Origin of the sequence: Corticimicrobacter populi (assembly GCF_003123725.1) — a bacterium.
Classification (GTDB): domain Bacteria; phylum Pseudomonadota; class Gammaproteobacteria; order Burkholderiales; family Burkholderiaceae_B; genus Corticimicrobacter; species Corticimicrobacter populi.
In genome coordinates, this window is record NZ_QETA01000004.1 from 83725 (window position 1) to 102851 (window position 19127).

At 61.4% G+C, this 19127-nt stretch carries 16 protein-coding genes and 1 tRNA gene; 8 read left to right on the forward strand and 9 right to left on the reverse strand.

The window, feature by feature from the left end:
- The first annotated feature begins 4 nt into the window (after positions 1 to 4).
- Positions 5 to 80 (forward strand) — tRNA-Gly (locus DD235_RS10465).
- Positions 81 to 186: 106 nt separating this feature from the next.
- Here the strand turns inward: DD235_RS10465 and DD235_RS10470 are convergent.
- Positions 187 to 1104 carry a LysR family transcriptional regulator gene (locus tag DD235_RS10470; RefSeq protein ID WP_109062035.1) on the reverse strand — a complete coding sequence of 306 codons (918 nt, stop codon included), beginning with the start codon at positions 1102 to 1104 and terminating at the stop codon, positions 187 to 189.
- A 112-nt stretch (positions 1105 to 1216) separates the two neighbouring features.
- Between DD235_RS10470 and DD235_RS10475 the strand changes: the two genes are divergently transcribed.
- The 3 genes from DD235_RS10475 (at position 1217) to DD235_RS10485 (ending at position 3681) form a co-directional block, all read left to right on the forward strand.
- Entirely contained in the window at positions 1217 to 1849 is a 633-nt protein-coding gene (locus tag DD235_RS10475) for an NADPH-dependent F420 reductase (protein WP_109062036.1), read from the forward strand.
- Between the two features lie 95 nt (positions 1850 to 1944).
- The gene (locus DD235_RS10480; protein WP_109062037.1) at positions 1945 to 3000 is read left to right on the forward strand and encodes an LLM class flavin-dependent oxidoreductase; all 1056 of its coding nucleotides are present in this window, start codon (positions 1945 to 1947) and stop codon (positions 2998 to 3000) included.
- Positions 3001 to 3072: 72 nt separating this feature from the next.
- Positions 3073 to 3681, forward strand: coding sequence for a hypothetical protein (locus DD235_RS10485; RefSeq protein WP_109062275.1), 609 nt, complete (start codon positions 3073 to 3075; stop codon positions 3679 to 3681).
- Between the two features lie 28 nt (positions 3682 to 3709).
- Here DD235_RS10485 and DD235_RS10490 read toward each other — a convergent pair whose 3' ends face one another.
- The 6 genes from DD235_RS10490 to DD235_RS10515 all read right to left on the reverse strand — a co-directional run bounded on the left by DD235_RS10490 (position 3710) and on the right by DD235_RS10515 (position 13365).
- Complete coding sequence (locus tag DD235_RS10490; RefSeq protein WP_109062038.1) at positions 3710 to 4786, reverse strand: fimbrial protein; 1077 nt, start codon at positions 4784 to 4786, stop codon at positions 3710 to 3712.
- Between the two features lie 20 nt (positions 4787 to 4806).
- Positions 4807 to 7479, reverse strand: a complete 2673-nt coding sequence (locus tag DD235_RS10495) for a fimbria/pilus outer membrane usher protein (RefSeq protein ID WP_109062039.1) — start codon at positions 7477 to 7479, stop codon at positions 4807 to 4809.
- A gap of 103 nt (positions 7480 to 7582) precedes the next feature.
- Entirely contained in the window at positions 7583 to 8335 is a 753-nt protein-coding gene (locus tag DD235_RS10500; RefSeq protein ID WP_109062040.1) for a fimbria/pilus periplasmic chaperone, read from the reverse strand.
- 58 nt (positions 8336 to 8393) lie between these two features.
- On the reverse strand, positions 8394 to 8921 hold the full coding sequence (locus DD235_RS10505) for a fimbrial protein (protein WP_109062041.1): 528 nt from the start codon (positions 8919 to 8921) through the stop codon (positions 8394 to 8396).
- Between the two features lie 282 nt (positions 8922 to 9203).
- Positions 9204 to 12512, reverse strand: coding sequence for a bifunctional diguanylate cyclase/phosphodiesterase (locus DD235_RS10510; RefSeq protein ID WP_109062042.1), 3309 nt, complete (start codon positions 12510 to 12512; stop codon positions 9204 to 9206).
- Positions 12513 to 12651: 139 nt separating this feature from the next.
- Positions 12652 to 13365: a response regulator transcription factor gene (locus tag DD235_RS10515; protein ID WP_109062043.1), complete on the reverse strand. Its 714-nt coding sequence runs from the start codon at positions 13363 to 13365 to the stop codon at positions 12652 to 12654.
- Between the two features lie 182 nt (positions 13366 to 13547).
- On the opposite strand from DD235_RS10515, the gene DD235_RS16805 reads away from it, so the two are divergent.
- The 4 genes from DD235_RS16805 to DD235_RS10530 are packed head-to-tail and all read left to right on the forward strand — an operon-like array spanning position 13548 to position 17837.
- Complete coding sequence (locus DD235_RS16805; protein WP_162300468.1) at positions 13548 to 13724, forward strand: hypothetical protein; 177 nt, start codon at positions 13548 to 13550, stop codon at positions 13722 to 13724.
- Positions 13725 to 13778: 54 nt separating this feature from the next.
- Positions 13779 to 16028 carry a TonB-dependent receptor gene (locus tag DD235_RS10520; RefSeq protein ID WP_109062276.1) on the forward strand — a complete coding sequence of 750 codons (2250 nt, stop codon included), beginning with the start codon at positions 13779 to 13781 and terminating at the stop codon, positions 16026 to 16028.
- Positions 16029 to 16062: 34 nt separating this feature from the next.
- A complete protein-coding gene (locus DD235_RS10525) occupies positions 16063 to 16743 on the forward strand; it encodes a Fe2+-dependent dioxygenase (protein WP_109062044.1) in 681 nt (226 codons plus the stop codon).
- The gene (locus DD235_RS10530) at positions 16743 to 17837 is read left to right on the forward strand and encodes an alpha-hydroxy acid oxidase (protein WP_109062045.1); all 1095 of its coding nucleotides are present in this window, start codon (positions 16743 to 16745) and stop codon (positions 17835 to 17837) included. Before DD235_RS10525 ends, DD235_RS10530 begins: the two co-directional genes overlap by 1 nt.
- A 13-nt stretch (positions 17838 to 17850) precedes the next feature.
- On the opposite strand, the gene DD235_RS10535 is transcribed toward DD235_RS10530, so the two are convergent.
- Both DD235_RS10535 and DD235_RS10540 read right to left on the reverse strand, forming a co-directional pair.
- Positions 17851 to 18372 (reverse strand): prolyl-tRNA synthetase associated domain-containing protein, encoded by a 522-nt coding sequence (locus DD235_RS10535; RefSeq protein ID WP_109062046.1) that lies wholly within the window; start codon positions 18370 to 18372, stop codon positions 17851 to 17853.
- On the reverse strand, positions 18369 to 19121 hold the full coding sequence (locus DD235_RS10540; protein WP_109062047.1) for an amino acid ABC transporter ATP-binding protein: 753 nt from the start codon (positions 19119 to 19121) through the stop codon (positions 18369 to 18371). Before DD235_RS10540 ends, DD235_RS10535 begins: the two co-directional genes overlap by 4 nt.
- Positions 19122 to 19127: the final 6 nt, after the last annotated feature.

A 19127-nucleotide genomic window follows, 5' to 3' on the forward strand; every position in this document is an offset into this window, starting at 1 on the left:
AAATGCGGGAATAGCTCAGTTGGTAGAGCGCAACCTTGCCAAGGTTGAGGTCGCGAGTTCGAGACTCGTTTCCCGCTCCAAATTCTTAAAAAGGCCCAAGCTTCGGTTTGGGCCTTTTTTGCATTTGAGCCAAAACTGGCTGAAATAACGCTAACTACAAGCAGCCTGATTTTGCGAACACCTGCGTTACTCAGCCTCCGCTGCATGCTGCCATGGCGGAGGTGCCAATGCATCGACGAGAAAATCACGCAGTCGCTGTACCTTGACGGGCACCAGCGTGCGCGTGGGATACAGCGCCTGGATTGTCAGGGTATGGCTGTGCCATTCGGGCAATAGCTGTACGAGCGCGCCTGAGCGCAATTCGCGATACACCAGAAAGTCTGGCTGGAGAATGATGCCTTGTCCTGCAACTGCCAGGGCCCTGCAGGTTGCTCCGCTGCTGGTATGCACGCGTGGCTGTACACGCGCTGTGATTGCCTGGCCATCATCGGTACTGAAGCACCAGGCATCACCTGCTGAGAAATAGCTGTAGGCTATCGTGACGTGTTTCGCCAGATCGGTGGGGTGGGTGACCGGCTCGGCAGCAGCCAGATAGTCGGGGGAGGCGCACAGTAGCAACCGGGTCTGTGCCAGGGGGCGGCCGATCAGAGATGAATTGGGTGTCTGGCCGATGCGTACCACCAGGTCATAGCCCTCTTCGACCAGATCCATGACCCGGTCCGAGAGCACGACATCCATTTGTACCTGTGGATTTTCTGCCAGGAAGCGGGGCCACAACGGTGCCAGCAACTCGACGCCGAAGTCCTGCGGGGCTCCGACTCTCAGGCGTCCGTGCGCCTGGCTTATTTGTTGTCCGGCTTCTTCTTCCATGTGCTGTATGGCGGCGAGCAGCTCCTTGCTGCGCTCGTAATAACGACGCCCATCCTCTGTCAGGGAAAGGCGGCGGGTAGTGCGGTGCAGCAGTCGAATCCCCAGCATGTGTTCCAGATCGGATACCTGGCGGGATACGGCGGGTTTCGACAGGCCGGTTGTTTCTATTGCACCTACAAAACTGCCGGCATTGACCACGGCGATGAAGGTCGACATGGCTTGAAGCTTATCCATAGTCTCTCCTTAAGAGACAGTGAGTCTATAGATATTGTATTTATTAAATTCAGCGTGACCAATAAAGTACGGATATCGCGTTTCTCAACGCTTTTCTACGCAGGAGTTCGTCATGAAAGTCACCGTCATCGGTTCCGGCAATATGGGTGCCGGATTTGTCAGCCAATTTACTCGTGCCGGCCATTTGGTGCGAGTCACCGCCCGCGACTTGTCCAAGGCTCAGGCCCTGGCCTCTGCGCATCCCGGCGCGATTGCTGTGTCGCCCAGCGAAGCACTGGGTGATTCCGATGTGGTGGTGCTGGCCGTAGGGTATGGCGATGCCGTAGCGGCGCTGCAATCGCTGGGTGATCTGACAGGCCGGGTGGTGGTTGATATCACCAACCCGCTGACGGCTGACTATATAGGCCTGACGATTGGCCACGATACCTCGGCGAGCGAGGAGATCGCCAAGGCCGTACCGGGGGCAGAAGTGGTGAAGGCGTTCAATACCGTATTCGCCCAGGTGCTGGCAGATGGCCCGCTGTTCGCTGATGGTGCTACGGTACCGGTGTACTTCGCCGGTGACAGCGAGCGCGCCAAGCAGACTGCGCGTGTGCTCATCGAAAGCATTGGCTTTGTCCCCGTCGATGCGGGTGGTCTGAAGAATGCCCGCTATCTGGAGCCGCTGGGTGGTCTGAATATCTATTTCGGTTATGGCGCTGGACAGGGCACGCAGATTGCGCCGACCTGGATCCATCGCGCCTGAGTATCCGTTTCATCAAGTATGGTTAAATGAAATGAGCGCCCAGGGCTGCATCTGTGAAGACGCTGTCCTGGGCGAGATGATGAATAAGGACCTCCATGGCGCGTCACGAGACTTTGCAGTTCGGGCTTGATACCTTTGGCGATGTGACCCGTGCCGACGATGGTTCTCCGCACTCGCATGCGCAGGTGCTGCGTTGCGTGGTAGAGCAGGCCGTGCTGGCCGACCAGCTCGGGATCGATGCCATCGGTATCGGTGAGCACCATCGCCCTGATTTTGCCGTTTCTTCCCCGGATGTCGTGCTGGGTGCCATTGCAGGGGCCACCCGGCGAATCACGCTTGGCTCGGCCGTGACGGTGCTGTCATCCGACGATCCCATCCGCGTGGTTGAGCGTTTTTCCACCCTGGATGCCGTGTCGTCCGGGCGTGCCGAGGTGCAGCTCGGCCGCGGCTCCTTCATCGAGTCATTTCACCTGTTCGGGCAACGCCTGGATGACTACGAAATGCTGTTTGAGGAAAAGCTGGCGCTTTACATGGCGGCGCGTAGCCAGCAGCCAGTGACCTGGTCGGGGCGTCATCGTGAGTCCCTGAGCGGTGCGATGGTGTATCCCCCTACCGAAAACCGGTTGCTGCCAACCTGGGTTGGTGTGGGCGGTACGCCCCAGTCATTGATCCGTGCGGCGCGCTATGGACTGCCGGTCGTGCTGGCGATCATCGGTGGCGATCCGCTGCGTTTTCGGCCTTTGCGTGATCTGTACGCCCAGGCGCTGCGCGATGCTGGGCAGTCGCCCCTGCCGGTTGCGGCGCATTTGCCGGGGTTCATCGCCAACACGGATGCCGAGGCGCTGGAGCAGTCCTGGCCCTATATCGGTCCCTATTTCAGTCAGGTTGCGCTGGAGCGTGGGGGGCGGGCGCTGAGCAGGCAGGAGTTCCTGGCCCAGTCCAGCTTCGAGGGCGCTTATCTGATCGGCTCGCCGGAAACGGTTGCCAGGAAGATTGTGCGCATCGTCAGAGGACTGGATCTTGCGCGGCTGGATTTCAAGTATGCCAACGGGGCCATTCCTCATGCCTTGCTGATGCGCAGCATCGAACTCTACGGTAGTAAAGTGATTCCGCTGGTGCGTGAGTTGCTGCAAGACGCTGGCAACGCCTGATCCCGGGCTGCGCAGGTGACCTGATACAATCCGCCGCAACCCCGCCGGACGCCCGGCAAAAGGATGGAAGTCGTGGATATTGTATTGATTCTATTGGTGATTGCCCTGGCGTGGCAGGTGCTGCGCGTGCGTTACCAGCGTATGCATATCACTCTGCTGGGTGGGCATCTGGCCAATCTGCAACTTGAGCGCCATATGGAAACGCTTACGCAGGGCTATACCCGAGCCATCCATGAGGCGTCCGAGTCGCGCCAGCTCCAGGTGCTGGAGACGTTCGCGCCTACGGAGCGGTCGGTGGCCGCGCAGGTGCAGACATTGGCCAATGCCATGCAGAAGGAAAGCGCGGAAGCGGCCAGTATGGGCACCTTTGCCTTGTGTATTCCCTATGCCGAGCGGTTCATGCCCTCGGCGGTGCGTGATTTTCGCAAGCTGTTGCAGATTCATGCTGTCGGTCTGCGCCATGCAGTGGACAACGAGGCGGGATGGGATCCGAAGGCGCGTGCCTTTCACCTTTCTGCCGAGCTGTATCTGTTCCAGCACAGCTGCCACTGGTACTGCAAGTCGCGCACCGTGGCAGATGCGCGGCTGATGGTGCGGCATCAGGTCAAGCACGAGAAAGTGCTGGAGTCCGTGTCGGAAGTGACCCGGTCGGCATACCAGCGCTGGCTGCAGGGAAACTGACCGGGCAGCGCTTCCGGGGCGGCGTGTCCTAACGATACGAAAACGTCACGGTCGCCACTGCCCGGACCTCGCCTGCCTTCATCGTTTGCGCCGTCCTGACGTACTGGGCCTGCAGGCTGGTTCTCAGCAAGAGGCCTATGTTGCTGGGGGCGGAGCCGATATACCACTGGTTGGTATTGCCGACGGCGGAAGAGTCCGGGCCCATGCTGATGGGTGTGCTGCTGCCGTCGCGGAACATCTGTATGCCGATACCCTGGGCAATGCCGTCGCCGCTGCCGGGGCTGAGATAGTTCTTCGTACTGCCCGGATCGTTGTTGTCGGTCATGGTGGCATACAGCGAAATGCCGGCCGGACAACTGAGGTTCAGGTTGATCGCGTTGGACGCACCGACATTGGACGGAGCTGAGCCTATGGCCACGTTGGCGAAGTCGTTGACCGATACGGGTGGCAGGGTCATGGTATAGGCATTGGCACCATGCAGGGTGCAGGTGATGGCATTGATGTCGAAAGTGGCATTGGCCTGGATGTAGGCACCGCCTTCGACATTGCCATTGGCCGTCTCCACGTAGAAATTCGCCAGCTGCGTATACGGCATGTTGTAGGTGCCGCTCTGCAGGCGACCGGTCGCGACGAAAACGACCTGAATGTTGAAACCCATGGTGACGGTGGGCGAGCCGCTGTAGGTCGGCGTATTGCCTTGTGCCTGCAGGGGCTGGTAGTCGTAGCTCTTGCGGTCCGAGATGCCGATGGCGTAGCCGATGCCGGCGATGCCGGTTTCGAATACCGGATAGGTCTTGCCGCCGGACTGGTAGAACACGCCGGGCACCACAGGCCGGGCGGGCGTGGCCCAGGAGCGGACCATGCGGCACTGGGCATTGCTGTTGCCATCGAAGATTCGACCTTCGGGCTTGCTTTCGTTGCCGATCTGCTGGCCGATGGTGTTGGCGTCGGCACCGGCGCTGAGCGACTGTACGCCCAGGTTGGCCGTCAGGTTGCTGGTCTGGCAGTAGGTCGCGCCCCAACTGGCCAGCGGCAACAGCAGCAGGCCGGAGCACAGGGTGCGCGATGCGGTGCGCAGCAGGCGGGTTCGCAGGCGTGATGTCATGGAAGTCTCTTTTTCTGGAATCAGGAAAGGGATGCCGTGCCCTGCTGGCCGGGCAGGGACAGGCACTGGACACGCTGCCGGGCGAAAGGCAGGCTGCTGTCGTGTTGAGCCGGAGGGGCATACTGGATGCGGCACTGGCTGGTGGCGTCGCTGCCCCAGATCACCTGGAGGTCGGTTGGCTCCTCGAGGCCGCGCACGAAGATGCGGCCACCCTGGCCGACCTGGGCGATGCTCAGGCCGTCCGGGTTGCGGACATCCGCGCCCATCGGCGGGGCCTGGCCGTTATCGAGGCGGACATCCATGAGGACGGCGCGGCCGCTGCGGGTTTCGTATTCGAGCATGACGATGGCACCGGCCGTGGGCGCGACATTCTGCGAACTGCCTAGAATCTCGACATCCAGCGAGGATCCCTTGGGATCGATCGAGACGCTGTTGTTGCGGTAGGGGATCAGGTTGCTGGCGACCCCATAGCCGGAGCCGTCGATCAGGCTGCCGTTGTCGCCATTGATACTGGCTCCTGTGGCACCGGGCGCGTGCAGGATGGCGAAGGTATCCCCCTGGTTGCGCACGAAGTTGACGCCGCCGGCATGGGCGACCACGCTGCCGTTCAGGCTCAGGCTGCCCTGGCGCGTGCCCTGGCTGCCGGCGCTGGCGCTGGCACCGACCTGCGTGTAGCGGCCATCGTACTGTACCGAGCCGCCGGCATTGTTGTCATGGCCGCCGTCGTAGTCCTGGTAGGTGTTGTAGATGCTGTACGAGAGTTGGCGGCGTTCGCCGGCACTGCCGTGCAGGTTGGCCATCATGGAAGAGCTGCCGTGGCTGGAACGGGTGACCGACGTACTGAGCGTGGGGGCGTTGTTGCGGCCAAGGGGGATGTTCAAGCTGAGCATGGCCTGGGTCTCGCTGGCGGACAGACCGGAGTTGAAGCGGCTGACGTTGAGGTTCATGCTGCCCCAGCCGAAACCCTTGTTGTAGCCCACCTGATAGGTCGTGTTGCTTTTCTGGCTGGCGTTCCAGTAGTCCTGGGTCGAGCCGCTAACGTAGAGCGTGCCGTAATTGCCCAGTGGCTGGTTGATGGTGGCCTGGAAGCGGTGGCGCTGCGGATAGGGGGAGCTGCCGTAGTAGCTGTTGTCCGAGCCGAAGCTGCCGCCACCGCTGTCGAGCGCATAGGTGTTGCGGGTGCCGCCGGGATTGCGGGCGCGTGCAAAGTCGGCCAGGCTCAGGTAGCCGCTGCTGGAGAAGCGGTAGGCGGCCAGTGTCAGGTTGGTGTTGGTGCTGTTGACCAGCTTGCTGAAACTGATACGGTAGCTCTGCCCACTCATGCTGCCGCCGGCATTCAGCCAACTGGTGGGCAGGTTGCTGGCATGCGAGTGGGTGGCGTCCAGGGCGAAGGCACCCAGGCGGGTATTGAAGGCCAGGCCCAACTGTCCAGCCAGGTAGTGTTCAGCCACGATGGTACCGCCATAGGCCGACACCAGATTGGTCAGGCCACGCTGGTAGGTGCCTTGCACGAAGCTGGGTAGCGAGTCGAGGTTACGGTCGCGATAGCGGCCGGCCGTCAGGCTGTAGCGCGACAGGCCGGGGCGCAGCAACTGGGCGACCGAGGCGTAGGGCACGGTAAAGCGCTTGGTTTGGCCACTGGCTTCGGTCACGACCACGTCTAGGTCGCCGGCATAGCCGGTGTTGTAGAGATCGTCGATGACGAACGGGCCGGGTGGCACGGAGGTCTCGTAGATCTGGTTGCCATCCTGGAACACACTGACACGGGCATTGCTGTCGGCCACGCCCTGGATCAGCGGGGCAAAGCCGGTGAGCGAGTCGGGCAGCATGCGGTCATCGCTGTTGATCTGGATACCGGTGTACGGCACGCTGTTGAACAGCGTGTTCTGGGTGTATGACTGTCCGATGGTCAGTTGCGAACGCCATGGGGCGATATCGCGCTGTACGTAGGTGCTGACATTCTGGTAATGGCTGCCGGCGAACGAATCGTGCGAGTAGGAGGCGTTGTAGCGCAGGCGCCAGGCCCCCAGGTTCATCCCGGCATTGAAGTTGCCGAAAAAGTTGTTCTGAGAGTCGAAGTGCCGATACTCGGAGCGGTAGGCGTTCAGGTTGTAGTTCAGAAAGCCGGCGTTGATGCCTTGTTCCCATTTGTCCGGGGCCACATAGCCGCGTGCATGGCGCGAGACGTAGGCCTGCGGAATCGAAATATTCAACGTCAGGTCGGACACGGAGGGGACTGCCTGGAAATCGGGAATCAGCCCGGCGGCATCGAAGCAGGCCGCGTCGCCGGCGGCGAGTTGGCGCTGGGCCTCGGCACTGTCGGGCAAGGCGGCGAGATTCAGGCTCCATTGGCTGACCTGTGTCGGGCTGAAACACAGGTCGGCGTTTTCGCCGTCCGGACGTGCGATGGCGCGGATGTTCTCGGGGCCCAGCCATTCTCCGTTGACGAACAGGTCGTAACGCTGCGTGCCGGCTTGCAGGACATTGCCCTGCCTGAAGCGCGACAGGTCGATATCCTGTCCTTCGCTGCCGCGCAGGAAGCGGGGATCGAATTCGATCGGCGCAGCCGCCTGGAGGTTGCCGGCATGGGCCAGCAGCGCCAGCGCCAGGGCCAGGCACAGGGGGCGCAAGGCCGGCCCGGGCGTCAGCGTGTGGCAGGCAAACGGCGAGGAAGAGCGCGTCGATGGATGCATGTCGGACGAACCTTTGGCTGCGAAACGGAAGTCATGAACCGGCTGGATGCTGTCGGGCTTTCTTGCTGGCAGTGTGGACCAGGCCGGCGGTGCCTGGAGGGCTTCAGGGCCTGACGGGACTGCTGTTCTGGATCAGAGCGCCGAAATCGTTGATCCAGTTGAAGTCGACACGCGCCGCCTGGCTGGGTAGCTGGCCGGACAGGCCGGGAATGGGCAGGCTGCTGGTGGCACCGGGGGCGATCATGTCACCCTCGATGCGATATTGCCTGTTGTCTGTATCGAGCGTGATGCCGTTGAAGGAGACGTGATAGGCACTGGGGTTGTGTATCTGCAGGGCCGGCTTGCCATCGACCTGCGCGAAGGACCATTGCAGTTGTCCTGCGGCCTCGCGGGCGTTGCCGGGCAGACCGACCGGTCGATAGAACAGCTTGAGCCGGGTCCGGTAGGCAAGCTGCATGTAGGAAGCGGCTTCTGCCTCCTGAGGCATCGGCGGGATGTCGAGCAGATTGAAGTAGAACAGGGATTCCCTGTCCTGGGGCAACTGGGTGTCACCCGGCACGAAAATGACGCGGAACGTCTGTCCGCTGTTGCCTTCGAGCCGGATGAGCGGGGGGGTGACGACAAAAGGTGCCTGGCTTTCCTCGGCGCGGATTGCCGGATCGCCCTCGTCGACCCAGACCTGGACAAGGGCTGGCGTGCCGCCCGGGTTTTCGGTACGAACCGTGATTTCCTGGTTCTGGGCCGGGTAGATCAGCCGCGTACCGTTGATGATCACATTGGCCTGCACGGCCTGGGGCATGGCGATGGCCATGCCGGCCAGGGCGGTCAGTGCGACGAGGAATTTCCGGATCTGCATGGGTCGGTTCCTGGAGTGACTGAACCCGGAAGGATGCCCGGGCACCATGTTTGCCTGCTTAGTTGTAGTTCATCGACATTTCGATGTACGACGACACCGCACCCGACTGGACGTTGCCATTGGGCGAGTAGTACTGCGCGTAAAGCGTCATGCTGCCTTTGCCACCGTCGATATTGTAGCTGGGTGTATCCGTGTTGAGGTTCAGAACCTGTGCGGATCCGTCGAGCAGTTGCAGTTCCACATTGGCGGCGGCATCGGTGGTCGCCAAGTTGCGGAGGGTACCGGCAGGCGTGACATTGACGCTGCTGGCCTCGAAGTTGACCGTAGCTGTGGTTTCGGCTTCGCAGTTGCTGATCGACAGCGTCAGCGGTGTGCGGCCGGCGTAGGAACCTGCCGTATTCAGACTGCTGGTGCTCAGCGTCGGCAGGTTGATGGTCTTGTTCAGCGGGCTGTTGGCGGTATCGATCTGGCAGGTGCTGGAGGTCAACTGGCCGTTGATGTCGATACGGACGTCGTAGGCCATGGCAGTGCCGGTGAAGGCCGTGGCGGCGATGACGGAGGCGAGGGCTGCGATCTTGAGTTTCATGTGAGGTTCCTGGTTTCTGGAGGAAAGAGCGGAAGACCTCGGTTGGCCCCGCCGTGTTGATTTCCCTGATGAGTCGGGATGACGGTATTGTGCGGGGGGCGTGATCGCGGATATATGGGATGAGTCCCAATTTTGGGCAGAGAATGTCAAGAAAACAGCAGGGCAGGCCTCGGGCAAGGCACGCAATGCCACGGTTTTCCTGGCTTTTCCCGGAGGCAGGGATGGGGGCTGGTACTTGTCCGAAACTCGTGGGCAGCGAGTTGGTTTTCTGGGTCGACTGGCTCAGCCGATCGGATCGGACATGTCCAGGTGTTTGCCCGAACGGACCAGCGCTTCGAGTTCCGGTGCAGCAATCGGTCGGCTGAAGAAGTAGCCCTGTATCTCGTCGCAGTGGTGCTGGCGCAGGATATGGCAATGCTCGCGGGTTTCCACCCCCTCGGCGATGACGTTGAGCCGCAGGTTATGCGCCAGGGCGATGACGGCGCGCACGATGGTTTCATCTTCCGCGTGGGTCAGCATATTGCGTACGAAGGACTGGTCGATTTTCAGGGTGTCGACCGGCAGGTTTTTCAGGTAGCTGAGGTTGGAGTAGCCGGTGCCGAAGTCATCGATGGATAGCTTGACGCCGGCTTGCTTGAGCTGGGCCAGCGTGACGATCATGCTTTCGATATCCTGCGCGATCAGGCTTTCGGTCAACTCCAGCTCGAGCAACTCCGATGCCAGGCCGGTTTCTTCGAGCATGTCCAGGGTCCACTGGGCCAGGTTCTGGTGCAGTAGCTGGCCCATGGAGATATTGACCGAAACGGCCAACGGCGGCAGGCCGGCGTCGGCCCAGGCCTTGGCCTGCCGGCAGGCCGTGCGCAGTACCCAGTCGCTGATGGGAATGATCAGGCCGGACTCTTCTGCCACGGGGATGAACTGGCTGGGCGGCACCATGCCCAGTGTCGGGTGCTGCCAGCGCAGCAGGGCTTCACAGCCGATGATGTGGCCGTGGTGCAGGCTGACCTTGGGCTGGTAGACCAAGTGCAGTTGTCCGGCCGATGCCGCATTGCGCAGATCGGCTTCCAGCGTGACCCGTTGCTGGGCCATCCGGTTCATCGTGGCATTGAAGCTGGCATAGGTATTGCGGCCCAGGTGCTTGGCCTGGTACATCGCCTGGTCGGCATGCTTGATCAGCGTTTCCGGATCATTGCCATCGCGGGGGCAGATGCTCAGCCCGATGCTGCCGGACAGGTGAATCTCTCTATCGTTGATCGTGAAGGGCTGGCGGATGGCCTCGATGATTCTGGCGGCCTGGGCTGCGGCAGTTTCGGGGTGGGGCAGGTCGGCCAGCAGGATCAGGAATTCGTCGCCGCCATGCCGTGCCACGGTGTCATGGGCACCCAGCAAGGGGGCCAGCCGGGCTCCGACAGCTTTCAGTACGGCATCGCCAAAGGGATGTCCATAGGCATCATTGATGATTTTGAAGCGATCAAGGTCCAGCAGCAGGATGGCCTGCGATATGCCTGTCTCTGCCGCACGGGCCACGGCCTCGCCAAGGCGTTCCTGCAGCAGCAGGCGATTGGGCAGGTCGGTCAGCGCATCGTGCGTGGCAAGGTGCTGCAACCGTGCTTCAGCATGCTTGCGTTTCGAGATGTCCAAGCCCAGACCGACGAAACCACGTTCGCCATCATGTGTGAATCGAGCGCCCGTGAACAGGCCGGGGACCAGCGTGCCGTCAGGCAACCGGTAGCTCGCCTCAAAATGGGCCGATCCTTGGTCGAGCGTTTCCTGGATCTTGCGGTTGACCAATGCATGCTCGCGCTCGGGAATCAATCGGGTAATGGGTGTACCAGCCAACTGGTCAATGGGGATGCCGGCAATCAGTTCGAGATTCTTGTTCCACCTTTGCAGCCGGGCCTGTGCATCGCAGTGATAGAACACGCCCGGCAGGCTGTTCAGGACGGTATCGGCATAGTCCCGTTCCTGTCTGAGGCGGCGTTCGGCTTCCTGGCGGGCAGAAATGTCATCGATGATGCAGGTATGTACGACATCACCGCTGGTGGGTACGGTAATGATGCGCAGTTCTGCCTCGAAGGGGCCGCGTGATCCGGTCAGCAGATAGGTGGTGGGGCCAGGGCGGGCCAGGAGCGTGAACCAGGATGTGTGCGGGGCGGGCGGGGAAATGACGGTCTGGATGGCGTGTTGCAGGACCTCTGTGCGCAATCGCCCGAACAGTCGCTCCGCGGCACGATTCCATTCGATGACCCGCAGTTGCCCGTCCAGGCTGAAAATGGCTGTTTCCGTCGAGTCGAAAATGGCCCCCTTGAGTGCCAGCGAGGTGACCTGTTGTTCCTTGGCCGCGAACAGTTCGACAGTCTGAGAGGCCAGTTGCTGTTCTCGTTGCTGTACGGCCGATGCCAGGCGGGTCAATGCCTCGCTCAGCCGCTGTGTTTCCCTGAACTCCTGTGTGACCGGACTGAACTGCAGTTCGTTCGGTGTGCCGGATTGTCGGGCGGAGTCGACGCTGCGCTCCAGCTCGGCCAGAGGGCGGCCGAAGCGGCGGGCCATGTAGATCACCATCAGGATCAGGCCAAAGGCCATGGCCAGCCCCATGCCTGCCATCTGGTAAAGCTGGTTGCGCAACGAAGCCTCGATCAGGGCTGCCGGTTTGGAGGCGACAATGGTCCAGGATAGCCGTTCGCTGACGTCGAAACGTTTTGCCAGTCGCCAGTATTGCTGCCTATCGGCGGCCGTGTATTTCTGGATATCTGTGCGGCTTTGCGTGTCGATGAACTCATGCATGTCAGCGGGTACCGCCAGCGGAACCGAAGCAATATCGGGGGAACCGATGAGGCGTGGCGTCTTGCCCTGTTCGATGATGTGAAGCCGGATGCCGTATTCGCTGGAGGTGTCCTGCAGGAAGCGGTTCAGTGCCGGCAGGTCCAGGTCGATGTCCAGCACACAGAGCAGGCTGCCGTCGCGGTCGTGGATCGCCCTGACATAACTGATACCCCACAGCGAGACCTGTTTCGATGCATGGACTATCCATGGATAGGCACCCAGCCAGTGCCCCGTTGCCGGTTGGGCAATAGCGGCTTCATAGAAGGGCCGCTGGCGGGCATCATAGCCGTTGGGCTCCCTGCTTGCGTATGGGATAAAGCCCTCGTCGCTCAGGGCCAGGATGCGGGTCTGGTGCTGTGTGGGTGAGGCACCTGGATGTAGCCAGAGCAGGACACGGCCATCGTCCGCGCGTTCCAGATTTCCATACTCGCCATGTTCGGGCAGGATGATGCCGAGGTAGCTGAGTTCCGGTCGCTGTTCGAATGCTGCCAGGGACTGTTCCAGCGTGGCCTGCAGCGTGGCGGCAGAAATCTGTTGGGTCTGGGCGATACGTGCGGCTGACTCGGCTGTCAGTTCTGCCGCCTGGATCAGCATCTGGACTCGCCTGACCGATTGGTTCAGCGCCTGGGACAGCTCCTGCTCTACGGTTTCTCGGGTATTCGAGATCGCTGTCCAGACCATGCCCGTCAACACCACCGCGCCGATGGCAAATGCCAGCCCCGCGACATTCAGGGCCAGTGCCAACGAAAAGGATCGAGCAGGCTGCATCTTTGCTGGGTCGAACCGGGCTACATAGTGTTACGGAGTCATGCCTGCTCGCATAGTCGCATTTATTTCATGTATTGGGAAGCAGGAGACTTCCCGCAGAAAAGTGGTGAGGTGATTTCTGTCCTGATTCGGGCCCTGGCTAGCCGAGCGGGGTATCGGTTGTCAGTCGCCAGCCCGTGCCATGTACGGTTTCAATGCCGTCAAATCCGTGCTGATGCAGGGTCTTTCGCAGCAGATGGATCTGGCTGCGCAATGCCTCGGTCGATGGAGGCTCTCCTTGCCAGAGCATGTCTTCCAGACGCTGGCGGGGAACGACGCGTCCGGCGTAGCGCATTAGCATCTCCAGGATCATGACACTTTTGCGTGTCAGCCGGACCGGCGTGCCGCCGACCAGGACCTGCTGTTGCGCGACCTGGAATTCCACCGGACCGAAATGCAGACTGAAGGCGGCATCCGACAGACATTTCGAGCGTCGGATGATGGCCTTGACTCGCGCAATGACCTCGTCCAGCGCAAACGGCTTGGTGAGGTAGTCGTCTGCCCCCAGTGAGAAGCCGGTCAGCTTGTCTTCGAGCGTGGCGCGTGCCGTCAGCATGAGCACCGGGGTTGTCCACTGCATGGTGGTGCGCATCTGCTGCAGCATCCGGTAGCCGTCCATGCCGGGCAGGCCGACATCCAGGATGACGGCGTCGTAGGCCGCATTGTCGAGTTGCTGCATGGCGGCGCGGGCCGTGTGGGCAATGTCCGCCGTGAAGTCGTGGGACTCCAGTGCCAGCAGCAGGTTTTCGGCGATGGCGGAGTCATCTTCTACGATCAGGACGGTATAGGGAATCTGGCTGTGGGGTGTGGACATGGACGGCGTGCTGTCTCGATGCGTGTTCACGGCAGGGTAGCAGAGCCTCTGTGAAATAAACGTTCAATAGCAAAAGAAAACGTTCCTGCAACTCGTTTTCGATGCTGCCTGCCATTCAACGAAAATTTGATGGGCCACTACTTAGAATTGGAAATGACATTCCGTCTCATTTGGTGGTTTTCATGCGAAAAATGGCTGGTACTAAAGGACTTATCCGTACGCAGATCGTCAACGGCATCCTGGTCGTGCTGGGAGGCGTACTGGCGGCTGCCGTGTTGGCAATCACTGATGGCGCGCGCAACGAAGCCGGCTACAAGGTCGGCATGAGGACTGCCTGCGCCTGTGCCGTGTCTGCCTGATTTCGAGTCAGGCAGATGCGTGCGGTCAGCGCTTTGCAAACAGAGAAAATATATATGGAAAAAGTATCTACCCCGCCATCCAACCCGCACCGTTTCGCCTCCTTGCTGCCCATGGAGGGGTTCCAGCCCGCCTTTCGCCGTTCGGGAACCCTGCTGGGTGCCGTCGTACTGAGCGGCACGGTGGGCGTGGCCGGCGCGCAGACTCAGGAGGTCAGTGAGGAGGAACGGGTGTCGACCCTGGAGCGCATTCATGTTACGGCGCAGCCGGACAGCAGCTACCAGCCTCCTACCGGTATCGACAGTCCCAAATTCACGGCACCGCTGCTCGATACGCCACGGTCCGTCACGGTCGTGACCGAAGCGTTGATGCGTGATCGGGGTGCCACGTCGCTGCAGGATGTGCTGCGCACCGTGCCGGGTATTACGCTGGGGTCTGGCGAAGGCGGTACGCCGACCGGGGATCGCCCGTTCATTCGTGGCTATGAGGCCAGTACCGATATTTTCGTCGATGGCTTGCGCGACTATGCGCGCGGTTCGCACGAAACCTTCAACCTCGAGTCGGTCGAAATCATCAAGGGGCCCAGTTCGGCCTATACCGGACGTGGCGGCACGGGAGGCAGCATCAACCTGCGCACCAAGGCACCGCATCTTGGAAACTTTGCCGAGATATCGGGTGGGCTCGGCAACGCCAGCCAGTGGCGTTCCACTTTTGATGGCAACGTCCGGATCGCGGATACCGTGGCGGCGCGCCTGAACCTGATGAAAATGGGGGGCGATGTGCCCGGGCGTGGCGGTGTCACCATCGATCGCTGGGGCGTGGCACCTTCGATTGCCTTCGGGCTGGGGACGCCGACGCGACTGACGCTGTCGTATGAGCGACTGCAGAATGACGACATGCCCGATCTCGGCGTACCTTTCAGCAATGCGGCACGGCCGGGACGCACCGAGCCGCCGCGTGTCGATAGGGACAATTTCTATGGCCGGCTCAATGCCGATTTCCGCGAGAATACGTTCAAGACTTCGACGGCCATGATCGAGCATGACTTCTCGGATCGCGTCACGGTGCGCAACGTGACCCGTCATGTCGAAACCCTGAATCATTATCTGATGACCCGGCCCACGTTCGACAACTGCACGGCGACCTCGGGGCCGCCTTGCTCGACGGAGGGCCCGGATGCCCAGTTCCGCCGCGATGATCGCATGCGCTGGCGCAGCAGCAAGAGCCTGATCAACCAGACCGACCTCTATGGCAGCTTTGATGCCGGCGGCATCCGCCACAACTTCAGCATGGGGCTTGAGTTCAGCCGGGAGCGCATCTATGACCGGACCATGACCGGCGGGCCGGGTCGCGAGCTGGGTTCGCTGTGGGATCCCGATCCTGATCGGCACTACGCTTTTGATATCGTCTACGGGCCCCGTACCGGCGCAGGTGAAATACGTACCCGCTCGCTGTATGTGATGGACACCATGGATCTGACCGAGCAGATATCGGTCAATGCCGGCTTGCGTCGCGATGTGTTCAAGGTCGACAACTACGAGGACAGCCGTACCGACAGTTTCTGGAATTATCAACTGGGCCTGGTCTACAAGCCTGCGCCCAACGGCAGCATTTACCTGTCGTATGCCACGTCGACCAACCCGGCAGGCGAAAACCTTGGCCAGGGCGGGGGCGCGGATGGCGTGGGCGGGGCAGCGCAGATCCGCGACGTCAAGCCGGAAAAGAGCCGCAGCTGGGAGCTGGGCACCAAGTGGGATCTGCTGGATGAGCGGTTGTCGCTGACGGCGGCCGTGTTCGAGACCCGCAAGACCGACGCACGCTCGACTGATCCTCTGACCGGGGATGTGACGCTGGGTGGCAGCAACCGGGTCCGGGGGCTGGAACTGGGTGCCTCGGGCGCACTGAGCCCGGCCTGGAATGTGTGGGCGGCGTATTCGTGGCTGGATCCCAAGGTCAATACCTACCGCAGCGGCAACAGCGTATTCGATGGCAATCAGATGAAATTCATCGCCCGGCAGAGTGCCAGCCTCTGGACGACCTATCGCCTGCTGCCGGCATTGATGATCGGTGGTGGTGCTACCTATCAGGGAGCTCGCTACGCGAACGATGCCAATACGCTGGAGCTGCCAAGCTATGTGCGCTATGACGCGATGGCGCGCTACGACATCCGCGATGATCTGTCGCTGCAGTTCAATGTGAACAACATTACCGACAAGGAAATGTACGACGCTTCGCATGTCGGTATCTTCGCGAATATCGCGCCAGGCCGTTCGTACATGATGACGCTGACCTACCGGTATGAGTAAGTTCGCCGCCTGAGTCCCATACTGGAGAAAAAGCATGTTGCTGGTGATTCCCGAAGTGCTGTCCGCGGCCGAGGTGGCGGCCATGCGTGAGCGGCTGGAACAGGCAGACTGGCAGGATGGTCGCCAGACCGCAGGCTATGCGGCCATCGATCAGAAAAGCAACCTGCAGTTGCAGGTGCGGGATCCTCTTGCCGTGGAACTTGGGCAGCGCATTCTGCAGGCGCTGTCGACCGATCCGCGTTTCATCTCCTTTGCCTTGCCGGGCAAGATCCTGTCGCCGATGTTCAACTGCTATCGCGGTGGTGGAGAGTACGGGTTTCACATCGACAATGCCATTCGCGTGGATCCGCTGGGTGGCGACCGGATCCGTACCGATGTCTCGACCACGCTGTTTCTCAGTGATCCCGGCGACTACGATGGCGGTGAACTGGTCGTCAGCGGGACATATGGGGTCGAGACCGTCAAGCTGCCGGCCGGGCATGCCGTGGTCTATCCCGGCACCAGTCTGCATCGGGTGACGCCGGTATCGCGGGGGCAGCGGCTGGCGGCCTTTTTCTGGACGCAGAGCATGGTGCAGGACGAAACGCAGCGCAACCTGCTGTACGAACTGGACTGCACAATCCAGCAACTGGCGCTTCGTCCTGAGAACCGGACCGAGGTCGTGCGGCTGACCGGGGTCTATCACAACCTGGTGCGTGGCTGGGCGCAGGTCTGATGCAGAACACGGTATTGACCTCTCTCGCGGATTACGAGGCCGCTGCACGGCTGCGCCTGCCTGCCGACATCTGGGCCTATCTCAACGCGGGGGCGGCTGATGGTCTGAGCCAGCAGGCCAATGGCCAAGCCGCAGAGCGGCTGACGCTCTGGCCCAGGGTGCTGCGTTCTACCGCAGGCAGCGACGCGTCGGTCATGCTGTGGGGGGAAAGGCATGCCTCACCCATCCTGATCGGGCCGACGGCTTATCATCGGCTGGCGCATCCAGAGGGCGAATTGGCCAGTGTGATGGCTGCTGCGGCGCTGCAGGCCGGCATGGTGGTCAGCACGCTGTCGAGCCTGCCTCTGGAGAGCATTGCCACGCGGGCGCAGTGCCCGCTGTGGTTTCAGCTCTATCTGCAACGCAGGCGTGACATCACGCTGGATCTGGTGCGGCGTGCCGAAGCGGCCGGCTATCGTGCGCTGATGGTGACCGTGGATGCCCCGATCCAGGGGGCGCGCAATGCTGAGCAGCGTGCGGGCTTTTACCTGCCATCCGGGGTCGAAGCAGCCAATCTGGTCGATTATCCCGCCGCTCCTGGGGGCGATCACCTGGCGGCGGGGCAGTCGGTCTTTGCGCTGCCGGGTGTCCAGGCGGCACCGACCTGGGAGGACCTGGCCTGGCTGAGTGGCCAGACCTGTCTGCCTGTCATCGTCAAGGGCATTCTGCATCCACTCGATGTGCAGCCGGCTCTGGAGGCCGGCGCGGCCGGCATTGTGGTTTCCAACCATGGCGGACGCGTTCTGGATACCGTGCCGGCGACGCTTGATGCATTGCCGCTGGTTGTCGAGGCGGTTGCCGGACGCGTGCCGGTACTGGTCGATGGCGGTATCCGGCGGGGCACCGATATTCTCAAGGCGCTGGCGCTCGGGGCGCAGGCCGTGCTGATCGGACGTCCGGTGCTGCATGGCCTGGCCGTCGGCGGAGCATCCGGCGTGGCACATGTGCTGCATCTGCTGCGCGCAGAGTTGGAAATGGCAATGGTGTTGGCTGGATTGCGCACGCTGGAGGAAGTGCGTTCCGGCAGCGTGCTCGCGCCGGCGCGTCCGGCTTGAGCCGTGTCAATGGTTATTCATTGCGCTGTGGAATCTCGATAAAAGTGGCTGGATGGTGTATGGCGACCAGGAACGTCTGCAGTTCTTCCGTGCTGATGGCGATGGTCGACGTATTGACCAGCGGGTGAAACAGAAAACAGGTGGTCGATTGCAGTTGCATGTCCATCAGCAGTTGAACCTGATTTTGTGTGTCGGCTGCCAGCGCCAGCGGGCTGGCAGCACCGGGCATAATGCTCAGCAGGTGTTGCATTGCCTCGGGCGGGCAAAATGACAGCCTGCCGACTCCCAGCCTGTGGCCCAGAGTCGTCAGGTCGGCTCTGGTATCTGGATGCGTCACAATCAGGAACCGTGCGGTGCCTTTTTTGTTTTGAACCAGCAAGCTCTTGCCTCGACAGCCCGCCAGGCGGGCTCCGAGTGCAGCAGAGTCGGCCATTGTATAGACGGCATCATGCTGGGTTTCGCGATAGTCCAGTCCGAGATGATCCAGCATTGCCAGCAAGGATGCGCGCGACCAGGTGGGCAGGGTTTGACTCATAGAATGTGACCCAGAAACTCCTGCGTGCGGGGATCCTGTGGCGCATCGAAAAAGGTGTCGGGTGCGCCGTGTTCGACAATCAGACCGTGGTCCGTGAAGTAGACCTGATGGGCGACTTCGCGGGCAAATCCCATTTCGTGGGTGACCAGGATGCAGGTCATGCCTTCCTGGACGAGATCCCGTATGGTGAGCAACACCTCCTTGACGGTTTCGGGGTCGAGGGCTGCCGTGACTTCATCGAACAGCATGACGCTGGGGCGCATGGCCAGGGCGCGTGCGATGGCGACCCGTTGCTGCTGGCCGCCCGACAGATGACCCGGATAGGCGTCTTCCTTGCCGGTCAGGCGGACTTTTGCCAGCAGTGCAACGGCGCGCTCCCGAACTTCTGCCGGGTTCTGTTTCAGCACTTCGACGGGGGCCAGCATGATGTTCTGCAGTACGGTCATGTGCGGGAACAGGTTGTATTGCTGGAACACCATGCAGACATCCTTGCGCAAGGCGATCCGTTCGGCATTGCCCTGAAGCGCGTGCACGGCGTGCCCTGCTGCATGGATCTCCCCGGAGTCGGGCGTGACCAGTCCATTGATACAGCGCAGCAGGGTCGATTTGCCCGATCCCGACGGACCGATCAAGGCGACGGCCTCGCCTTTGCGTACCGTCATGGATACACCGCGCAGTACCTGATTGTTGCCGAAAGCCTTGGTCACGTTGTCGACCTGAACGATGATGTCTTGACCATTTTGGGTCATGAAATT